This window comes from Prevotella sp. BV3P1 (assembly GCF_000479005.1).
GTDB lineage: Bacteria > Bacteroidota > Bacteroidia > Bacteroidales > Bacteroidaceae > Prevotella.
In genome coordinates this window covers 96721-117954 of the sequence record NZ_AWXC01000053.1, presented here as the reverse complement: position 1 = coordinate 117954, position 21234 = coordinate 96721, and the positions used below count along the sequence as shown (strand labels likewise).

The window sequence follows — 21234 nt, the reverse complement described above, 5'->3', positions numbered from 1 at the left end:
CCTTACCACGCATTTAACCAATCGTTACCTGTAGTCTCGTGCATCACCTGGATACCCAGTTGTGCGGCCGATTCACAGTTTTCTTTCACGTCATCAATAAAGAGTGTCTCTGCTGCTTGCAGCTGTGAGTGCATCAACACGGCCTCAAAAATCCTGCGATCGGGCTTCGCAAGCTGCAACTTGTACGACAGATAAACGTCTTCGAAATAATCGTTTACCCCCAAATTGTGATAGGGAAAGAAATCTTTCACACATTTCTGCCAGTGCATGTCATTGGTGTTGCTCAACAAGAAAAGTCGATATTCCTTCTTCAAGTCAACCAAACGTTGTTTCTTCTCATCAGGAATACCCACCAAAAGTTGGTTCCATGCCCAGACAATTTCCTTATTCTCGGCCTTGCATCTGCTCATGCTGCGAACCTCATCACAAAACTCTTCCGTCGTCATTCGGCCCGTTTCAATGTCAAAGAACAAATCAGCCGTGCGATGATCCCGAACATAAGAGGCAACGTCCCCAGCCCCTATCTGTTCAAAAGCACGCACGCAACGCTGTTTATCAAGCCCTACAAGCACGCAACCCAGGTCAAATATGATGTTTTTGACATTCTGTTTCATGACTTTCTTACCCTTAATCGTTTCGTCCATCGCCATAGTTCACCCACCCAAAGCACGACAGAAGTAAAGCCAATGATGCCCAACCAGTCGCTGAGCGACAGCGGTACGGTGCGGAACATCTTACCTCCGAAGGTCACGATGAGCCACTGTCCCAAGATAACCAACAGCAACACGAGTAGCAGTCCCTTGTCTTTCCATAGATAACGGAATGCCGAATGGTTAGAACCGAGCGTCTTTGCATTGAACAAGTTCCACAACTGAATCATCACGAAGGTTGTGAAGAAGATGGTCAACTCACGCATACTGATGCCTTGCGAGCCATCACGCTCGCAATAAACAAGCATGGCAGACAGCAGAATGAAGAAGGTCACGCCGCAAAACAGAATATCTTGTCGCATCTCTTTATTAAGAATGAACTCGTTTTCCTTACGCGGTTTGTCTTTCATCACCTCGCGCGAAGGAGGCAAAGTGGCCAATGCCATGGCTGCAAAGGTATCCATCAAGAGGTTCACCCACAATATCTGTGTGACCGTAAGCGGCATCTCCACACCGATGAAAGCCCCTCCAAGAACAAGAAGTAGTGCAGTGATGTTGACAATGAGCTGGAAAAACAGGAAACGTTGGATGTTCTTATACAACGAACGACCCCACATCACGGCATGCGCGATAGAGCCAAACGAGTCGTCGAGCAACGTCATGTCGCTGGCTTCCTTGGCCACACTGGTTCCCGAGCCTAATGACAAACCCACATGAGCATAATGCAATGCGGGCGCATCATTGGTTCCATCGCCCGTCACAGCCACTACTTCCTTGCGCTTTTGCAGCATTTCCACGAGTCGTTGTTTATCCGATGGACGGGCACGCGACATCACTTTGATGGTATGAGCACGCTCGTATGCCTCTTCATCCGACAGTGCATTCCACTCTGGACCAGTCAGTGCAGCCTCCTTGGGCGTATCATCATTCCAGACACCTATCTGCCTTGCTATCTCTATAGCGGTGGCTTGCGTATCTCCCGTCACTACCTTCACCTCGATACCCGCTTGCTGACATTGGTTAACAGCATTTGGAACATCCACGCGAACAGGGTCACTAATCGCTGCAACGCATTGCAAAGAGAGATTTTGTAAGTGATTCCTTATTTGGATATTGGATAGCGCATCCGCTTCAAGTTGCTTGCAAGCAAACGCCAAAGTACGCATGGCTTTGAGCTGATAGCCCAACAAAGTAGACTGATAGGATTGTTTCTCGGCCTCAGACAAGGTGCAGAAGTTCATCACAATCTCAGGTGCTCCCTTAACAAAGAGATACTTCCTGCCGCCCATCTCTGCAACGGTTGCCATGTATTTGTTTTCTGTTGAGAATGGCAACTGTGCAATCGTTGTGGCTTGGTTACGGATGGTTTGATAGTCAACACCATGTTTTTGCAGCCATGTCAGCAGAGCTATTTCCGTTGGATTACCAATTCCAGCGCCATCTTCTCCCAACTCAGCCGTTGTATTGAGGGCAATAGCTTGAGCCAGTGCATCGTGTTCAGACACCTCCGTAACGACTAAAGAGCCTGTCATCTCCATAACCGTCATCTTGTTTTCCGTCAAGGTACCCGTTTTATCCGTACAGATTACCGTCACTGCCCCCATCGTTTCACACGCATGCAGCTTCCTAACGAGGTTGTTGCTCTTCAACATCCTGCGCATGTTCAGCGCCAAACTCAAGGTTACGGCCATGGGAAGTCCTTCGGGTACGGCCATCACAATCAGCGTTACAGCCATCATGAAATACTGCAACACCACCTCGGCCATCTTGAAATAATCAGTGCCATGCCATACCGCATCGTTGACAAGGATGTCGTGTATGAGGAAGATGATGAAGGCAGCAACAGCCACTGCCGACCCAACTACCGAGATGAGTTTAGCCAATTTGGCTAATTGGGTATCCAAAGGCGTTTGGGTATGCGTTATCTCGCTCGAGTTACGAGCCACCTTGCCAATCTCCGTAGCGTCACCAACTGCTGTAACAACGGCTGCGCCACTGCCATTCATGACCATCGTACTGCGCAAGACTGCATCATGAGGGTAGGTTTTTTCATGTGCTTCATCCTCCTCGTCATCATCCACATCAATACCCTTTGAGCAGATGGGTTCGCCCGTCAACGACGACTCGTCTATCAACAAATCCACGCCCTTGACGAGTTTTCCGTCGGCAGGTATCTCGTCACCCACCTCGATAATCATCAAATCGCCTACTACCACATCCTTACGAGGAATCTCAACAACATGCCCATTGCGTCGAACCTTCACCAACGACTCTTCATTCAGCGCATTGAGAATGTTAAATTTCTTGGCTGCATCCCGCTCAAAGTAAAAGCCGATGCTGGTTGCAAAGAAGATGGCAACAAAGATACCAATGGTCTCTGTAAAGTTCTGTTCAACGAAAGCCAATACCAAAGAGACAGCAGCAGCAACCAAAAGCACTTGAATGATGGGGTCACGATACTTGTCCAAATACAATTTCCACAATGAGGCTGTGGGGGGTGGCGTCAGTATGTTTTTACCAAATTTTATCCTGTTAGCCGCCACCTGTTCATCTGTCAAGCCTGTATGATGGTTCCTTACGTTTTTAATGTCTTGCGTACTCATAATTTGTGCAAAGTTACTTGAATTCAAGAGCATAGCAAAATAAATGCAACGATTCCTCTTTATTCATTTTGCTAATAATTGTAAAAAGATGCTACAACATCTTCTTTCCGCCTACTATTCGGATGAAAATGCGTAACTTTGAAGCATCATTATTTATCTTAACATCGTTATAACTAAAAAAAATGAAAAAACTAAGCGTTCTTTTACTCGCCTTGTCTGTCTATACGGCAGCCATGGCACAATGGAAACCTGTTGGTGACAAGATTAAGACAGACTGGGCCAACAAGGTAAACCCCAACAACGTGTTGCCCGAGTACCCCCGCCCAATCATGGAAAGAAGTCAATGGCAAAACCTCAATGGATTGTGGAACTATGCCATTCGCAACCGTGGAGCTGCCGGAACGAATATCAACGACGGCAAGATTTTGGTGCCTTTCGCCATCGAGTCGAGCCTTTCAGGGGTACAGAAGACCGTTGGCAAGGACAAAGAACTGTGGTACGAGCGCACCTTCAATGTGCCGGCTGCTTGGTCGGGCAAGAACGTTCTGCTGCATTTTGGTGCGGTTGATTGGAAAGCCGACGTGTTCCTTAACGACATCAAGATAGGCTCTCACAAGGGTGGTTTCTCCGCTTTCAGCTTTGACATCACACCATATTTAAAGAGCGGACAGCAAAAGTTGGTCGTGAGGGTATGGGATCCGACGACTGACGGACACCAACCTGTAGGAAAACAACGTACTAAACCAGAAGGAATCTGGTACACACCCGTCACCGGCATCTGGCAAACGGTATGGTTGGAGCCTGTCAACAAGAAGCACATTGCAGCCGTTTACAACACTCCTAACATTGATGAAAGTAAGCTGACGGTATGCACAAAGACAGAAGGAGCTCAACAGGGCGACGTGATTAGCGTTGTGATGAAAGACGGCAACGAGATTGTTGCAAAGGGAAAGGCCATCGCCGGTCAGGAAGTAGAGCTGTTTGTACAGAACCAAAAACTGTGGACACCAGATTCTCCGTTCTTGTATGACCTAGAAATCTCCCTCCTCTCGGGTGGCAGAACCGTGGATGTTGTGAAGAGCTACAGTGCCATGCGCAAGATTTCATCGGTGCGTGATGGTGCTGGTGTGTGGCGTATGCAGCTCAACAACAAGAACCTTTTCCAATATGGCCCACTCGACCAAGGTTACTGGCCCGACGGTCTTTTCACAGCTCCCACAGAAGAAGCCATGGTGTACGATATCAAAAAGACCAAGGACATGGGCTTCAACATGATTCGCAAGCACATGAAAGTGGAGCCGGCTCGTTGGTATACATCCTGTGACAAGCTGGGGATTCTGGTATGGCAGGACATGCCTATGGGCGACATTCAGCACGGACCCGATTGGCAGAACCACGAGTACTATCAGGAAACAGGCCGCTTGGCCAGCCGTTCAGCCGAATCGGAAGAAAACTTCAAGCAAGAGTGGAAAGCCATCATCAACCAGTTCTACTCCTATCCTTCCATCGTTGTGTGGACACCTTTCAATGAATCTTGGGGACAATTCAAGACCAAAGAGATTACCGCATTTACGAAAGCGCTCGATCCTACGCGTCTCATCAACCCGGCCAGTGGTGGCAACCACATTAAGACGGGCGACATCCTGGATCTACACAACTATCCTGGACCGATGATGTATCTCTACGACTTCAACCGCACGACAGTGCTCGGCGAGTTTGGTGGATTGGGACTGCCGCTGAAAGGACACCTCTGGCAGGCTGATCGCAACTGGGGTTATGTAGAATTCAAGAACAGCAAAGAGGTTACAGACCGCTACGTTGAGCTGCTGGAAGAACTCAAACCCATGATTCGTCAGGGCTTCTCCGCAGCAGTATATACACAAACAACCGATGTTGAAGGTGAGGTGAACGGACTGATGACCTATGACAGAAAGGTAATTAAGCTGGACGAAAATCGGGTAAGAAAGGCTAATCTGGAGCTGTACAAACTGTATAAATAACCAAGATTTTGATGCGAAAAAGGCTTAAAATCACATTCATTACTGTCACCATCGTTGTGCTACTGGCACTCGTTGGTGGCAGTATTTACATGATAGAATACTCGTTGAGACGCCCCTACCCCATCAACGTGTCCTACCAAGACCGTTTTGCGCACGTCATCAATGACAACCCAGAAATTAAACCCTGGATAGACAGCCTTACCCAAGGCAACCTCATCCATGACACCCTGGTAACGATGCAAGACGATGAGCAGCATCATGCCGTTTTCATTTATGCGCCACAACCCACACACAAGACGGCTATAGTATTGCATGGATACCACGACACTCACGCAGGCATGATGCAGATAGCCCACATCTATGCCCGCATGGGTTACAACGTGCTGCTACCCGACCACCATGCCCATGGTTGGAGTGAAGGCGAAATGGTACAAATGGGATGGAAAGAGCGCCACGACGTGCTGCGCTGGATGGCCATTGCCGACTCGCTTTTCAGCGATTCAACCGGCCATTCCGAGCAAGTGGTCCACGGTATCTCCATGGGAGCCGCACTCACCATGTGCGTTGCGGGTGAAGACACGCCCAACTATGTCAAGTGCTTTGTGGAGGATTGTGGTTACACCAGCGTGTGGGACGAGTTCAAAAACGAACTGAAAACACAGTTTGGGCTACCACCCTTCCCCCTGCTTTACACGGCCAGCGCACTAAACAAGCTGCTATACGGATGGTCGTTTGGGGAAGCTTCGCCCTTGAAGCAGGTGTCCAAATGCAAAAAGCCCATGCTCTTTATCCATGGCGACAGCGACACATATGTGCGAACCGATATGGTATATCCGCTTTACAAAGCCAAATCTCAACCTAAACAGCTATGGATAGCTAAGGGTTCTAAACACGCTGAGAGCTACCGGGATCATCGGCAAGAATATACGGAAGTTGTCAAGAAATTTGTCAGTCGATACATTCCTTGACATAAACTGCCTACCCCTCTCTATCCAAGGCTGACAAAGGGTTCAACAACAGCATTGACTTTGCATGGAAAAGTCCTTGACTTTGGGGTACAAACTCAAAGAGTTTTCCCACCAAAGTCAAAGACTTTAAATGCTTAACAGTAAACACTTGCTTTGCTGTTCAACTTTTTTACTTACGTTTCTTCACCTCCTTCACACCCTCCACGGTCATCTTGACGGGTTTGATGAAGCCGTTTTTATCGAAATACATGCGGTCAATGCAGGTCTCACGATGGTTTCCATCGGTTTCTGTCAATGGGCGTCTGTGGTACACAATGTACCACTCGTCTTTGCCATTGCCCTTAATGACGGAGTGATGGCCTGCTCCCCGTGCGATTTTGTCATCCTGTTCGAGAATCTTTCCTACGCGCTCGAAGGGACCGAAAGGTGAGTCAGAGATGGCATAGGCCACGCAATAATCTGGGCCAGTCCATCCACCTTCAGACCACATGAAGTAGTATTTTCCGTCTTTTTTCAACATGAACGGGCCTTCCACATAGTTCTTGGGGGTTACTTCCTTGTACGTTACCCCGTCGGGGAAAGGTACAATGCTCAGCAAGTCGGGAGCCAATTTCACCATGTTGCAGTGTCCCCAGCCGCCATAGTACATGTAATACTGTCCATCATCGTCCTTAAAGACAAACTGATCAATAGGTTGTGCCCCATTAACAATTTCGTTGATGAGCGGTTTGCCCAGCGCATCTTTGTACGGACCTTCTGGCCTGTCGGCCACAGCAACGCCAATACCGCCCACTTCTCCTTCGTGTACGTCGTTTCCACCGAAGAAGAGATAATACTTGTTGTTGGCATGTATCACCGCCGGAGCCCACATGGCGCGCCGTACCCACTTCACATTTGAGTTGTCAAGCACCCGTGGATGCTTCGTCCAGTTCACCAAGTCGGGCGACGAGAACGCATCCAGAAAGGTTTGTTCTTCAAAAGGTGCCGAGTAAGTGGGGAACACCCAATACTCACCATTGTATACCACAGCTTCTGGATCGGCATACCATCCCGGGAAGATGGGGTTGCCGCTCATTTTCTTATTCTGTGCCATGCCGCTTGTAGCGAGTGTCAATGCAGCCACGACCAGGATCATACTTTTCCTGAAAGAATTTACTTTGCTTGTCATTTTAGGTAGTTTTGATTTCGTTTTTGTTGTTGTTTGATAATCTTTGTTGGATGGCATCCATCTTCTTGAGGCGGTCTATCGAGTAGGTCTTGCTGTAATGATCGAGGAAATCGAACAGCGCAAAAGACTTCTTAAGCAACAGGTCGCCTTCGGGTTTCGACACCATGTCAGCCTCTGCCAGATAGAGTTCAGCCAGCATTTCCATCTTGTAAAATCGCTTTTCTTCATCCTCTTGGCCAAGGGTCTCAATGACTTTTTCCACCGGGGCCAGATGGTAGAAAGTGTAAGGACCCACATATTGGTCGTACAGTTTCTTGAGTTCCTCGTGCCTGTCGGTCACTTCTTTCTTCTCTAACAGTCGGGCCAGGGCTGCCAGAAACTCGCGGATAAGCCGCATAATGTAGTCGCGTTCTAACATATTATTTTGTGTTTAGAGATTTAGAGCATGTTTACCAAACAGCATCTTGTTGTAAACTCTGCGTATGGTCATACAGTTTTTTATAGAAAGGATGGCGCACCAGCGTGGGAACATGTCCTAAGATGATGAGTTTCATTCGGGCTCGTGTCATGGCAACGTTCATCCGCCGCAGGTCACGAAGAAAGCCTATCTGTCCATCATCGTTTGCCCTGACCAGCGAAATGAGAATCACATCTCGTTCCTGTCCTTGAAAGCCATCAACCGTGTTCACGCTGATGAGATGACGAAAGGGCTTGAAAAAGGCGCGTTTTTTCAACAATCGTCGCAAATACTGCACCTGTGCGCGATACGGAGAGATGATACCTACGTCGACAGTTTCGTCCAATAAACGCTGCTTACCAATCTTATTGAAATACTGTTCAAGCGTGCTGAGGGTTAATTCGGCCTCATCTTCATTGATTCTGCCAAAGCTTTCACCCACAAAATGTTCTTGAAAAGTCGGTGTGTCCGATGCAGATTCCTCGATGAAATGGGCGTTTTCTGCCTGTTCGGCGGTATCTATCCACTGGATGGGAACATCATAATCCAAGATTCCCCGATACTTAATAGCTGGCGCACTCTGAACTTTTCCGTGATAAAACCAGTCGCTCGAGAAGCGCATAATCTGATCATTCATGCGGTATTGCAAGCCAAGCATCGTCACTACTTCTGGTTTATTCTCTACAATGCGTTGCATCAGCGTTTTGTCCAGACCACCCTTTAAGGCAGCAATGCTTTTGATTGTCGGCGGCAACTGGCAGTGGTCGCCCGCCAACACCACGCGGTGAACCTTGCGGATGGCTATCCAGCAGGCAGCTTCCAATGCCTGTGCAGCCTCATCAATGAACAGTGTCTGATACTTTTGACCCACCAGAAGACGGTTTGCAGCACCTGTTAAGGTGGAAGCGATGACCCTTGCTTCTCCAAAGAGCTGTCCTTTGATGCGTATCTCCAATTCGGTTGCCCGTTCTTGAAGACGTTCCACCTTCTGATGGAAGCCAGAACCAGCGGCCTTACGGTGCTGTTTGAGTTGCCGCAGGGCTTTGCGTATGGCCCACAATTGCGGATAATCGGGATGTGATTCGAACCTACGTTCGTAGGTAAACGACAGCATTTTATCGTTCACCCGTGTGGGATTGCCGATGCGAAGCACGTTCACGCCCCGGTCAACAAGCCGCTCACTAATCCAATCGACCGCCATATTGCTCTGCGCACAGACCAAAACTTGACTCTCACGCTTGAGGGTTTCGTAGATTGCCTCCACGAGTGTGGTGGTCTTGCCGGTGCCTGGAGGACCGTGAACTACCATCACATCCTTGGCTTTCAACACCTTGTTCACGGCTTCTGCTTGCAGGTCATTGAGCCAAGGAAACCTAATGTCATCAAAAGAAAAGCACTCGGCAGTCTGCGAAGTCGAATAAAAAAGGTTGCGAAGATAGGCCAGTCGGTTGTCTTTGGCATTCATCACGCGGTCTAAGGCATCGAACATCAACCGATAAGAAGTCTCGTCAAAGAACAGTTGTACGCCCACCTGCTCGGCCGTTTGGATGGAGGTAACCATGCCATTGTCAGGCAACGTGACCACCATTCGGTCGTTATCGGCATAGCTTACCATACCTGTGACGGGGAAATAAGAAAGTGATTTTGAAGCTGTGGATGCATTGTTTTTGCCCATTTCATCGTGTCTTCCTGCCTTCTGAACCATCTGAAAAAAGGCAACCGGCCGGCCGTATTCAAAATTGTGACTAATCTCTTCATCGACATGACGAAACACTTCGACAGCCAACTGATTGAGCGAATTGTAAAAACTCTTGCCCACGCGGACGGGAAACCATGCATCACCGCGCTTTACCTTTCGGGCTATACCCATCATCTCCGTCTGCTTACGGAAAGCATCCTTCTCGGTTGCGTACTCCAATTGGAGTAACAACTTCTGACGTTTGAGTTCTGAAATGGCCGATTGTAATGACATAAGTACGGACAAAGATACGCTTTTTAGCAAGAATTGACGAGCTACGAACGTTATATTTTGCGTAAATCGCTATCTTTGCAACAGACATGCAGACCATTCAATTATACAATTTGTCCATCGGATACGGCAAACATGCGGTCGTATCGGATATCAACGCTACTCTGAACAGCGGTCGGTTGACCTGTTTGCTGGGGCGGAACGGCGTGGGAAAATCTACTCTTTTGCGTACACTGGCGGGCTTTATACCGCCCATAGCGGGCGAAATATACATTCAAGGTACGCCCTTGGAAAGGCTATCCCATCATGAATTGGCCGAAAAAATCAGTGTGGTTCTGACGGAAAGAATGGACATCCGGAATCTTACCGCGAGCGAATTGGTGAGCTTGGGACGCACGCCCTACACGGGATTTTGGGGCGTTTTGTCGAACGAAGACCGCAAAATTGTTTCGAATGCCATGCAACTGGTGGGCATCGAGCAGTTGGCTGAAAGGAATATTTCGAGCCTAAGTGATGGTGAACGGCAAAAGGTGATGATGGCAAAAGCCCTGGCTCAGCAAACGCCCATCATCATCTTAGACGAACCAACGGCCTTTCTTGATTTCCAAAGTAAGGTAGACACGCTGCGTCTGTTGGCCCAATTGGCACATGAGTTGGACAAAACCGTGTTCTTATCCATCCATGACATCGAACTGGCTTTACAGATAACAGACGAGATATGGCTGCTGGATAATCAACGAAAGCTACACACTGGGACGACAAAACAGCTCATAGAAGATGGTACTTTGCGCCATTTCATCGAAAGTGAACATATCCGTTTTGATGCCGATGACAGAGCCGTCAGACTTCGAAAATAAAGATTTCATCGGATCTTTCCTATGTGAGAAGTTACACCTGGCCAATCGTCTGTGCGGAATGGGACAGCAGGAAGATCAGCACTGTTATACAAATTGCAGATGGGATTGTCTGCCCAAGCGTATCTGACTACTATCGGAAAGGTAACTTCAGGACAATGAACCACCACACTGTTGCCGTCAATCGTAGCGTCAGCCCAGTGGAACTTGTGGTCAAGTCCTGCCACCGCGAAGCCTTGTAGCTTATCACCCGCCTTGCTTTTCAAGCCATTCTCCACATGATTAAAATAGATTCTTATTTTATTTCCTTCAACGACATGTGAACGATACACAGGCCCCGAATAAGGCAGTTTCATGCCATAGGTGTTGGCCAGTGCAGCCAAAGCCAACCGGCGGCCTACCTCTTGCTTGTTTTTAGGATGAATGTCATTCGCCTCACCAATATCTATGGAACATGCCAAGCCCGTGTTTGCCGTGCGCAGGGTCATGGCTTGCGCTTCACGAAGCTCTGCCCAAGCCGACTCAGACGGCTGGTCTTTCACCTGCATGAAGTTGGCCAACTGAACGATATAGAACGGAAAGTCATACCCCCACTTATTCCTCCAGTCCGTAATCATCAACGGCAGCAACTCACGATACTGATAAGCACGGTCGGCATTGGCTTCACCTTGGTACCAAATGGCGCCCTTGACTGCGTATGGAATCAACGGATTGAGCATTGCATTATACAAGAAGGTAACTACATTGGGATCATTAGCTGTATTCACCGGCATCGGAGCTATGTCCTTGATGCCGACGGATGCACGACTTTTCCAAATCCCTGCCAGTGAAATCTCTTCGTTTCGTGGCCCCGACAACTTCATGTCATGCGCCTCACCGTACATACCTCCATCGCCACCGGTATCGATGATGCGCACCGCAATGACGGCTTTACCCTTCTTGACGAGCTTAGCCGGAACGGTATACTTGCGTGGCAAGTTCCATCCCTGTGTGCGTCCGATCTCTACTCCGTTAAAGTAAGTGACATCGTTGTCGTCTATCGCACCCAAAGAAAGAGTGAGTTTCTTACCTTGCCACTTAGCGGGAATCTCAATAACCTTGCGGTACCAAACCACACCATCGAAGCCCGGATAGCCGTTTTGTTCAAAGATCCCAGGTACTTGTGCATTGAGCCACTGTTCATCAGACAACGATGCTGCGGCCCAAACAGGCTTTGATTGCGTATATCCCTTGTCAGCCTTATTGAGCTGAGTCCACCACTTGTCCAATTCTTGGTCGTACGCTGCCTGCCTACCAGCTTGATCCGTCGGCATCTTACTTACGGCTTCAAGCGCGTTCTGGAAGTCAGGCATCATGGACAAAGCCTCCTTACTGGTCCATGCCTCTGCCACTGTTCCACCCCAGCAAGTTTCTATCAAGCCGATGGGTACATTGCGGTATTTCTGAAGGTTGCGGCCAAAGAAATATCCTGCGGCCGAAAATTCATGAATGCTCTGTGACGAACAAACTTCCCAACCATTATTCACGGCCTCCACATGGCTTAGCGGACTTGAACTCGTTGCTCGCTTAATGTTCAGCAGACGAATGTTGGGATGGTTTTGAGCCTCAACAATTTCTTGCTGATAGTTCTTGATTTTTCCCCATCCATCAACGGGCATTTCCATGTTAGACTGTCCTGTACACAGCCACACCTCGCCTATCATCACATTCTTCAAGGTCACAGGTTTTCCGTCGGATACGATGATTTGGTAAGGACCGCCAGCCTTTGGTGTCTGCACTTTGACATTCCAACGACCATTAGTGTTAGCTTTCGCCGAATAAGTTTTATGGTTCCAAGAGGTTTTCACCGTAACTGTTTTTCCTGGTGCAGCTTCACCCCAGATAGGAGCATCAGTTTGTTGCTGCAACACCATGTTGTCACTGAACATGGGCTGTAATTTTACTTTCGCATGAACCGACACAGTACATGCCAAGAGTAGTAAAATAAGTTGATGTTTCATGTTGATTGGTTAGATTAATTGACAAACTATTTTATGATTTACTTGCAAAGGAACAAAAACTTTTTGAAATGCGAATAGAAATTAAGACAATTCTCAAAAAGCAAGCGACGGCATCACGATTATCATGGCAGATGACAACAAATTTCCAAAATCATGATACTGCTTTGTGCTGTCGTCTGTGCTTTTTTCCGCTCCATCTCTACGCACAACAAGTGGCTCATCAACCACCAAGACACCCTCAATAGGCCTACCTTAGCATTAACGATAGAGCATAGGCCGAACAAGCACTTTGGAATACAAAAGTAATTGCATTGACTTTGGGCTTCAAAGTCAATGCAATTGGCATCCAAACTCATTGATATTGGCACCCAATCTCAATGGGTTTGTTTTTGTATCTATAAATCTTTATTTTTCAATGAGTTGCCATGTCGTTCCTAAACACCTTGAACAGACCTTGACAACCATGATCGTCAGATGTCCAAGGTTTCCCCTCGACCGAACGTATCCACCACGTTATCATCGTACACCTCACGTTTCAGCAAAGTCAGTCCAGCTGGTAAAACGGGTGCTTTCGTACCCTCCGAAACCAACAAACCACTGGTCTCCACGCGTATTTCGTCCCACAAACCTGCATCGATGAAGCTCTGCAACGTCTTGGCTCCACCCTCTACCATCAACGACTGTATATGCTGTTGATGCAAATCTGCCAACAACCGAGGGAGCGTGATGCCGCCGTGCAGCACCAAGCGCAAGGGATCGGGGCCCGACCACTCACGCACCGTGAGGAGCGGATGCTCGCGTTCGTCCGTCACACGACCAACAAGTATGGCGTCGTACTGCGCCCGCAACCGATGCACCAGCATCTGGGTGAATGGCGTGGACAATACCAATGGCTCTCCATCGGCATCTAAAAAGCCATTGACGGTTTGGGCCCATTTCAGTAGGATGTAGGGGCGTTCATGGGTATTGTACACGTTAAACTGCCGATTCAACGCACGGCACTCGTCGCCCAACACACCAACCGTCACGTCAATGCCGGCATCACGAAGTTTCTGCACACCACGTCCGTGCACCTGTGCAAATGGGTCAATACAGCCACACACTACGCGTTTCACTCGTTTCCGGATGATTAAATCGGCGCAGGGAGGGGTCTTGCCAGTGTGACAACAAGGCTCCAAACTAACGTAGAGCGTGCTTTGCGGCAGCAAAGGCTCGTCAGCAGGATGGACAGATGCGAAGGCGTTGACCTCAGCGTGGGCCTGTCCACACCGCACATGATAGCCCTCACCCAGTATTCTGCCTTGATAAACAATCACCGCACCCACCATGGGATTGGGCTTAGCCAAAGCCCTACCCTGCCTGGCCAGCTGAAGGCAGCGGCGCATGTACATTTTATCGAGCTCTTCTTGGTTCATGTTCTTATTTTTTTAGTATATTTGTTGCCATGAAAAATTATCGGGAACTCTGGGAACAACTCACCCCCCTATACGATGAAGCCGAAGCGAAGGCAGTGGTTAGGACGGTATTGGAGGTGCGTTATGGATTGACACTCACCGATATTCTGTGTGGCAAAGTTAACGATTTATCGGCAGAAGATGGTCGTTCTTTGGAGAAAATCATGCAGCGGTTGCTGCAAGCAGAACCCGTACAATATGTATTAGGTGAAGCTGAGTTTGCCGGTCGCAGGTTCAAAGTGGCACCGGGGGTGCTGATTCCACGCCCAGAAACGGAGGAGCTTTGCGCATGGATTGTCAGCGAACATACATCGGCTGACGGGGAACCCACCACGATTTTGGACATCGGGACAGGCTCGGGATGCCTCGCAGTGACGCTCAATTTGGACATTCCAGGTGCGGCTGTGTCGGCGTGGGACATCTCTCAGGATGCGTTGCTCATAGCGAGCGAAAACGCAAAGGCATGGAAGGCACCTGTTGGTTTTGCGCTTCGGGATGCCTTAGCGGCACCAAAAGGCTCGATGAAATGGGACATTATTGTATCAAACCCACCCTACATCTGTCCTTCGGAAGCAGCAGAAATGGCGCAAAACGTGCTGAAATACGAGCCATCCACGGCTCTGTTTGTTCCACAAAGCGACCCACTGCTGTTCTACAAAGCCATCGCCAGCTATGCCATCGAAGCACTCAAACCTGGCGGGAAACTGTATGTTGAAATCAATCCGCTATATAGAAACGAACTGGAAAAAATGCTCAAAAACGTAGGTTTCATCGATATAGAAATCCGAAAAGACGCTTTTGGCAAGGACAGAATGGCCAGAGCGACCCGCTCTTGTCAAACCGAAAACCCATGAAAACATTACGGATGATGAACGAAAAGAAAGAAATGACCGAAAAAGAGGCATGGAACAAGCTGTCTGCCCTTTGTGCCAAAGCGGAACACTGCAGCGGAGAGATGGTTCGGAAGATGAGCCTTTGGGGCTTGGACAGTACGGTTCAAGAGCGCATCATGGATCGACTGATTGCCGGGAAATACGTTGATGACGAACGCTACACGCGTGCGTTTGTCAACGACAAGATGACTTACAACCAGTGGGGACGCCGCAAGATTGAGCAAGCCTTATATCAGAAAGGGGTGTCGAAGGATGTGTCAAACAGGGTTCTCGATGAGGTTCCGGACGAAGACTACATCGCCATCCTGCGGCCACTCATCCATCGTAAGTGGAAAACCGTTACGGGTCGTAATGACTATGAGCGCAGCATGAAGCTCATCCGCTATGCCATGGGCAGGGGATTTGACATTGAACAGATTAAACAATGTATCGACCAAGCCGACGACTGGATGGATGATTAGTTTTATCAGCAGAATCCTTGACCTGGTATCTCCCCGCACCTGCGTGGTATGCAGGCGGAGATTGACCGAAGGCGAACAGGCGTTGTGCGCCTCGTGCAACCTCCATTTGCCCCGCACCCATTGCGAAGACGACGCCTACGACAACGAGATGGCGCAACTGTTCTGGGCCCGCATCCCCATTGAACGTGCGGCAGCACTGTTCTTCTATCAAGCTCGGTCGGAGGCAAGTCGCATGATTTACGCCCTGAAATATGGCGGTCATCCAGAGATTGGCGAACAATTAGGATGCCTAACCGCCGAGGAGTTTCAGACTAAAGGATTTTTCCAGGGCATCGATTGCATCGTACCCGTCCCGCTGACGAAAGGCCGCGAGCGTCAAAGGGGATACAACCAAAGTCTTGAAATCGCAAAAGGGGTGAGCCAGGTGTGCGGGTTGCCCATCATGAGGCATGCACTGAAACGCATGAAGTTCAAGGACAGCCAGACGCACAAGAATCGGTTGGCTCGCACGGAGAACGTGGAAGATGCCTTTCAACTGGTCGAAAACGCAGGATTGGTGGGCAAACATGTGCTGCTCATCGATGACATCGTGACCACCGGGGCCACCATCTGCGCCTGCGGAAAGGCTCTGCAGCGGGACGGAATGGTACACGTCAGCGTACTCTCTTTGGGTTGGGCAAAAGGATAGAACAGCACGAATGGCGCCAAAAAAGCCGCTCATCCCTTTGAAATATAGGAGATTTCAACTATCTTTGCAATATATACTCAACAACTTACGATATGGAAAATAACACATTAAAAAGAGATTTTGCATCCAAACTATTACGCATCAAAGCCATCAAGCTACAGCCCAACGATCCTTTCACATGGGCTTCAGGCTGGAAATCGCCTTTTTATTGCGACAACAGGAAAACGCTTTCTTACCCCGACATACGCACTTTCGTGAAGGTAGGGATGGTGCATGCCATCTTAAAACACTTCCCCGAGGCTGACGTCATCGCAGGTGTGGCGACGGCAGGCATCCCACAAGCCGCCCTCATCGCTGATGTCTTGAACATGCCTTTGATATATGTAAGAAGCAAACCAAAGGATCATGGACTGGAAAACCTCATCGAAGGTGAGATGAAAGAGGGCGCCAAGGTGGTGGTCATCGAAGACCTTATCTCTACCGGAGGCAGCTCTTTGAAGGCGGTAGAGGCCATTCGAAAAGCCGGAGGAGACGTTGTTGGCATGGTTGCCTCTTACACTTACGGATTCCCTGTCGCCGCACAAGCGTTCACAGATGCCAACGTCAAGTTGGTTACCCTGACCGACTATGACCATGTAGTGGCTGAGGCACTGGCTACAGGTTATATCCAAGAAAGCGACATCGAGTTGCTAAACGAGTGGCGAAAGAACCCATCCGGCTGGAGAAAGTAAATCTCCATTTAGTAAAAATCATACATGCTATAAAATTATGTCAAGCAAATTTGAAAGTTCCGTACGCGAGATTCCCTATTCACAGCAGTCTGTTTACAACATGCTGAGCGACCTTACAAACATCGAGAAGGTACGCGACAAGATACCGGAAGACAAGATTAAGGACCTAACCTTCAACGCTGATTCCATCTCCATCCATTCTCCAATGGGCGACATACAACTCAACATCATCGAAAGAGACGAACCTAAGTGCGTCAAGTTCGAGACGAAGAAGAGTCCGGTTCCCATCACTTTATGGATTCAGGTATTGCCTGTGACCGACTATTCGAGCAAGATGAAGCTGACGATAAAGGCCGAAGTGAACCCTTTCATCAAGGCCATGGTGAAAAAACCGTTGCAAGAAGGTATCGAAAAGGTGGCTGATGCCTTGCAAATGATACAATATGAATAAGGATAAAAGCAGGCAAAGAACTGGGATAAGACGCCTGAAACGCATCCTTAAGATGAATAGAAAAGGAACATTCCTATTTCTTTTCCTGCCCCTATTGCTGTCATCGTGCGGAGAAAATCAGAACCAATACAGTTCTGTTCGGTGCTTCGTGGCGATTAACAATCAAGAACACAACGATGCAACGCTTGCCAGTGCGATGAACGCCACGTCGCCTGGCGTGTTTTGTTTGGTACAACAAACCATGAAAGGCGGTGCAACTTATTTTGTTTTCAAAAACAACCGAGGCAGCCAAAGCATGTCCATTTTCAACTCGAGGGACCAAAGAACGGCTCTCACCTTTGGTTATAATAATGGCGTAATCGTTGGCTTTGGCAACTTAGACTATCCTCCCGTCTTCTATGCTTACGACAACCAATGTCCCAACTGCTTCGACTGGCTCACGATACCACGCAGGAATTACCCTTTAACCCTCTCATCCAGCGGTATTGCAACGTGTAACAATTGTCACCGTGAATACAATATGAATACGGGTGGAAATATCATTAAGGGCTCTCGAGGTGAGAAAAATTACCTCACTCGCTATGTTGCTTCCACGTCAGGTCCATTTGGTTTGTTGACCATACACTAAGCGGAAGATCCTCATCTAGCCCTACTTTCAGACCAATTTACATTCTTTTCTAATATCAACGCAACCAGGAAGGTGCGAAAACATATGTAACTTCCTGTAAATACGCAAGTTGGCAACACGATTTCAGTTATGCCGACCGTTCCAAACCCCGCTTCCGATACATCCAGATTTCAACGCTATTGATGATGTTCTGCCAAAGGATATAACAACCAGGGCCAACGGATGAGATGGGATTGAGGTAGGAGTAGGCTATCCAGATGGCAAAGGCTGTATTCTTTTGGCCCAGTGCTTGACCAGCATTGACGGTGGCATTGAAATAGTGACCGATGAAACGTCCGACGGAAAACTGTATCACACAGAGCAGCAAGCCCAGCAAAGCGATGAGCAAGAGAAAAGGAACGGACGTTTCTGCATGCACGATATTCTTCATCGTGGTGCCCGTCACAATCATTAAGGAACATCCCCAAAGATAATAAGAAAGGTCTTTTATCCCCACAACCCACCGATGAAACCGATGAAAATAATGCTTAACGACATAAGCTAAGCCCATCGGAACAACCAAAACAAGACACACTTGATTGAGTATTTTCAAGAATGCACCCATAAAAGTAATGTCACTTGTTTTCTCAATTAACGGGAAACAAATGGGAATGAGCAAAGCGGTAATAAAGTTAGATAAGAAGGTATAGGTGGTCATCTCCTCGAGATTGCCACCCAATTTCTGCGTCACCACCGCTGCAGCGGCCGCACATGGGCCGATAATGCACGTGAGAAGAGCCTCCATCAAAATAAGACTGTTGCCCTTGAGGCGAAAAGACAGGATGATGGCAATGATGACAAAGACGAACAACACCTGAAAAACACTCACCCAAAAATGCCACTTGACCGGAATTAAACGTCTGAAATTGACCTTACAAAAGGTCACAAACAGGATTAAGAACATGAACAAAGGCAGAATAGTGTCAAAAAGAGGAGCAAACAAGTTTGCGGCTTTATCCAAAGAAGGGATGAAAGCAAACACAGAATAGGCTGTCACTCCTATCACCATCGATATGGGCAACGTCCAGTTTTTGATAAATCTAATGATACTCATAAGATGTTTAAATTAACCAATACCATCATCCATTGTAAAACAATCACCCACAAACACGGCTGACACAATCCACATGAACCAAGAGCACCTGATGCACATGGGTGCGAACACCTGTGCCAGGGGCTGTCTGTCCTTGCGTTTATCACCACCAAACGGGAACGCACCTATCTTAACGCGTCTTTGTTTAGTAACCGTCGTCAACGTCCAAGCGGATTCTCTCATGTGCGTGGTTCGTCCGTTGGCCATCGTGTTATTTCAGTTTTTCGGTACACTCCGGACACAAGCCTTTCAGCACATAATTGATGCTATGCAGGCTGAATCCCTCCGGAAGTGGGACTACGGGAACGGCAATGTGCTTGAGACAGAACGTGCGATGGCAGTGCTCGCAATAAAAATGCGTATGCTCTTCGTCAATCGAACAGTCGCAATCGTCGTCACAAACGGCGTACTTCAACGCACCTGAACCATCATCAATGGCATGAATCAGGCGATGAAGGAGAAATAAAGACAAGGTTCGCGATATGGTTGACTTGTCAACAGTGGGCAGATAACGCTCCAAATCGGGCAACGATACGGCCTCATCGCCACGCATCATCTCGCGAAGAATGAGCAGTCGGGATGCTGTTGGCTTGATTTCCCGATGGGTTAACTTTTGGGTGTAATAATCTTCATGTACCATTTTCATGCAAAAATACACACAATTCTCGTATTTTCAAAATTTTGGTGGCTACTTTATCTTGCCGAAAAATCATTGAATGATTCTGGAGTTATCGGTTCGTTTTCCTGCCTGTTTTTCAACCGTTTTGTTAGAAAAAATGACAATAAAACGAGCAATTAAAAATGATAAAATAGGAAAAAACGCATCATCAGAAATCCATTTGCAATGTGAAAAAGGTTAATGAAATATCACTTTCGTCGCCAATAACATAGCTTTTGCCATCCCATCTCCACCCAATTCAACGAAAAATGTATCACTTTACCGTGCTATCTACATGAGATTGAAACGCAAAAGCGTGGCTATTGGCAGCCAAAAGCAATGCTATTGACCTCAAAGAGCATAACAATTGACAGGAAAAGTGCGCACAATTCATGGAAAAAGTTGAATGTCAACACGTTGCGAAAGCGCCGCATATTTGCCGTATTTGAGACCAAGGACATGGCTGGTTGCAAATAAGCGAATCTTGAAGGGGTTGTTGTCAAGAAAAATATCACCTGCACATCATCCGTATGGGCGTGACTGAGCAGTTTCAACCGCTGACCATGGGGCAAATTAGGTCTGATACTCTTCGCACACAAAGGCAAGAAAAACAGGGAACGCAAGCGTCAATAAAAGCAAAAAACAAAGTACAATATTTTGATTTTCAGCCGATTTAAAGTATCTTTGTCATCATTTAAGAACAAGCGAAATGAAAATAGCATTGATAGGATATGGCAAGATGGGAAAGATGATTGAACAGATTGCCAAGGACAGAGGTCACGAAATCGTGAGTATCATCGACGTACAAAATCAGGAAGATTTTGACAGTGAAGCGTTTGCAAGTGCCGACGTGGCCATCGAATTCACTACGCCAACGGCCGCCTACGGCAACTATCTGCGCGCATTCGCACACAACGTGAAGGTGGTAAGCGGGTCTACGGGATGGATGAAAGAGCATGGTGACGACGTGAAGCGACTGTGCAGCGAAGGCGGACAGACGCTATTTTGGGCATCAAACTTCAGCTTGGGCGTGGCCATCTTCTCGGCTGTGAACCGTTATCTGGCCAAAATCATGAACGATTTCCCGCAATATGAGGTAAAAATAGAGGAAACCCATCATGTTCATAAACTGGATGCGCCCTCCGGAACAGCCATCACGCTGGCCGAAGAAATCATCGATGAAATGGGCAGAAAACGCAGTTGGGTGAAAGGAGTGCAGCAGGCAGCTGACGGAAGTACGTCCGGCACAGACGACGTGGCGGCTGACCAGCTACCCATAGACAGCGTACGCCGTGGAGAAGTGCCAGGCATTCATACCGTGACCTACGACTGCGAGGCCGATAAAATCACCATTTCGCACGATGCACACAATCGCACGGGCTTTGCCTTGGGGGCAGTGTTGGCGGCCGAGTACACCGCAACACACACAGGATTGCTCACCACGAGCGACTTGTTTAGGTTCTAAGCAA

21 protein-coding genes are annotated in these 21234 nt (G+C 48.1%); 11 read left to right on the top strand and 10 right to left on the bottom strand.

The window, feature by feature from the left end:
- Positions 1-2 precede the first annotated feature (2 nt).
- Positions 3-614 carry an HAD family hydrolase gene (locus tag HMPREF1254_RS10275; RefSeq protein WP_023058531.1) on the bottom strand — a complete coding sequence of 204 codons (612 nt, stop codon included), beginning with the start codon at positions 612-614 and terminating at the stop codon, positions 3-5.
- Positions 611-3253 carry a calcium-translocating P-type ATPase, PMCA-type gene (locus tag HMPREF1254_RS10270; protein ID WP_023058552.1) on the bottom strand — a complete coding sequence of 881 codons (2643 nt, stop codon included), beginning with the start codon at positions 3251-3253 and terminating at the stop codon, positions 611-613. Before HMPREF1254_RS10270 ends, HMPREF1254_RS10275 begins: the two co-directional genes overlap by 4 nt.
- Positions 3254-3435: 182 nt before the next feature.
- Between HMPREF1254_RS10270 and HMPREF1254_RS10265 the strand changes: the two genes are divergently transcribed.
- Together HMPREF1254_RS10265 and HMPREF1254_RS10260 are read left to right on the top strand one after the other, a co-directional pair.
- On the top strand, positions 3436-5253 hold the full coding sequence (locus tag HMPREF1254_RS10265) for a glycoside hydrolase family 2 protein (RefSeq protein WP_023058539.1): 1818 nt from the start codon (positions 3436-3438) through the stop codon (positions 5251-5253).
- Positions 5254-5264: 11 nt separating this feature from the next.
- Entirely contained in the window at positions 5265-6221 is a 957-nt protein-coding gene (locus HMPREF1254_RS10260; protein WP_023058518.1) for an alpha/beta hydrolase, read from the top strand.
- A gap of 169 nt (positions 6222-6390) precedes the next feature.
- Here HMPREF1254_RS10260 and HMPREF1254_RS10255 read toward each other — a convergent pair whose 3' ends face one another.
- From HMPREF1254_RS10255 to HMPREF1254_RS10245, 3 genes are read right to left on the bottom strand one after another with little or no spacing between them, the layout of a single operon-like run.
- Complete coding sequence (locus HMPREF1254_RS10255; RefSeq protein ID WP_155945464.1) at positions 6391-7356, bottom strand: glycoside hydrolase family 43 protein; 966 nt, start codon at positions 7354-7356, stop codon at positions 6391-6393.
- A 34-nt stretch (positions 7357-7390) separates the two neighbouring features.
- Positions 7391-7807 (bottom strand): hypothetical protein, encoded by a 417-nt coding sequence (locus HMPREF1254_RS10250; RefSeq protein WP_023058533.1) that lies wholly within the window; start codon positions 7805-7807, stop codon positions 7391-7393.
- Between the two features lie 31 nt (positions 7808-7838).
- Positions 7839-9818, bottom strand: a complete 1980-nt coding sequence (locus HMPREF1254_RS10245; protein WP_023058595.1) for an AAA domain-containing protein — start codon at positions 9816-9818, stop codon at positions 7839-7841.
- Between the two features lie 86 nt (positions 9819-9904).
- Here HMPREF1254_RS10245 and HMPREF1254_RS10240 point away from each other — a divergent pair, with 86 nt between their 5' ends.
- Positions 9905-10672 (top strand): ABC transporter ATP-binding protein, encoded by a 768-nt coding sequence (locus tag HMPREF1254_RS10240; protein ID WP_023058553.1) that lies wholly within the window; start codon positions 9905-9907, stop codon positions 10670-10672.
- Between the two features lie 5 nt (positions 10673-10677).
- Here the strand turns inward: HMPREF1254_RS10240 and HMPREF1254_RS10235 are convergent, their stop codons facing one another.
- Complete coding sequence (locus tag HMPREF1254_RS10235; protein WP_023058643.1) at positions 10678-12669, bottom strand: sialate O-acetylesterase; 1992 nt, start codon at positions 12667-12669, stop codon at positions 10678-10680.
- Between the two features lie 470 nt (positions 12670-13139).
- On the bottom strand, positions 13140-14084 hold the full coding sequence (gene ribD / locus HMPREF1254_RS10230) for a bifunctional diaminohydroxyphosphoribosylaminopyrimidine deaminase/5-amino-6-(5-phosphoribosylamino)uracil reductase RibD (protein ID WP_023058512.1): 945 nt from the start codon (positions 14082-14084) through the stop codon (positions 13140-13142).
- 29 nt (positions 14085-14113) lie between these two features.
- On the opposite strand from ribD, the gene prmC reads away from it, so the two are divergent.
- The 6 genes from prmC (at position 14114) to HMPREF1254_RS10200 (ending at position 17975) form a co-directional block, all read left to right on the top strand.
- Positions 14114-14977, top strand: coding sequence for a peptide chain release factor N(5)-glutamine methyltransferase (prmC, locus tag HMPREF1254_RS10225; protein WP_023058640.1), 864 nt, complete (start codon positions 14114-14116; stop codon positions 14975-14977).
- Positions 14974-15477: a regulatory protein RecX gene (locus tag HMPREF1254_RS10220; protein ID WP_231385848.1), complete on the top strand. Its 504-nt coding sequence runs from the start codon at positions 14974-14976 to the stop codon at positions 15475-15477. Before prmC ends, HMPREF1254_RS10220 begins: the two co-directional genes overlap by 4 nt.
- On the top strand, positions 15470-16165 hold the full coding sequence (locus HMPREF1254_RS10215) for a ComF family protein (protein ID WP_023058542.1): 696 nt from the start codon (positions 15470-15472) through the stop codon (positions 16163-16165). Before HMPREF1254_RS10220 ends, HMPREF1254_RS10215 begins: the two co-directional genes overlap by 8 nt.
- Before the next feature lie 92 nt (positions 16166-16257).
- Positions 16258-16896 (top strand): orotate phosphoribosyltransferase, encoded by a 639-nt coding sequence (pyrE, locus tag HMPREF1254_RS10210; RefSeq protein WP_023058584.1) that lies wholly within the window; start codon positions 16258-16260, stop codon positions 16894-16896.
- A 37-nt stretch (positions 16897-16933) separates the two neighbouring features.
- Complete coding sequence (locus HMPREF1254_RS10205) at positions 16934-17347, top strand: hypothetical protein (RefSeq protein WP_023058540.1); 414 nt, start codon at positions 16934-16936, stop codon at positions 17345-17347.
- A 52-nt stretch (positions 17348-17399) separates the two neighbouring features.
- Positions 17400-17975, top strand: coding sequence for a hypothetical protein (locus HMPREF1254_RS10200; RefSeq protein WP_023058592.1), 576 nt, complete (start codon positions 17400-17402; stop codon positions 17973-17975).
- 127 nt (positions 17976-18102) lie between these two features.
- Here the strand turns inward: HMPREF1254_RS10200 and HMPREF1254_RS10195 are convergent, their stop codons facing one another.
- From HMPREF1254_RS10195 to HMPREF1254_RS10185, 3 genes are read right to left on the bottom strand one after another with little or no spacing between them, the layout of a single operon-like run.
- On the bottom strand, positions 18103-19068 hold the full coding sequence (locus tag HMPREF1254_RS10195) for a sodium Bile acid symporter family protein (protein WP_023058567.1): 966 nt from the start codon (positions 19066-19068) through the stop codon (positions 18103-18105).
- Positions 19069-19080: 12 nt separating this feature from the next.
- Positions 19081-19314: a hypothetical protein gene (locus tag HMPREF1254_RS10190; protein ID WP_023058599.1), complete on the bottom strand. Its 234-nt coding sequence runs from the start codon at positions 19312-19314 to the stop codon at positions 19081-19083.
- 4 nt (positions 19315-19318) lie between these two features.
- Positions 19319-19747 (bottom strand): Fur family transcriptional regulator, encoded by a 429-nt coding sequence (locus HMPREF1254_RS10185; protein WP_036878575.1) that lies wholly within the window; start codon positions 19745-19747, stop codon positions 19319-19321.
- Between the two features lie 76 nt (positions 19748-19823).
- Between HMPREF1254_RS10185 and HMPREF1254_RS12090 the strand changes: the two genes are divergently transcribed.
- Both HMPREF1254_RS12090 and dapB read left to right on the top strand, forming a co-directional pair.
- On the top strand, positions 19824-19967 hold the full coding sequence (locus HMPREF1254_RS12090; protein ID WP_155945462.1) for a hypothetical protein: 144 nt from the start codon (positions 19824-19826) through the stop codon (positions 19965-19967).
- A 507-nt stretch (positions 19968-20474) separates the two neighbouring features.
- Positions 20475-21230, top strand: a complete 756-nt coding sequence (gene dapB, locus HMPREF1254_RS10180) for a 4-hydroxy-tetrahydrodipicolinate reductase (RefSeq protein WP_023058558.1) — start codon at positions 20475-20477, stop codon at positions 21228-21230.
- Positions 21231-21234: the final 4 nt, after the last annotated feature.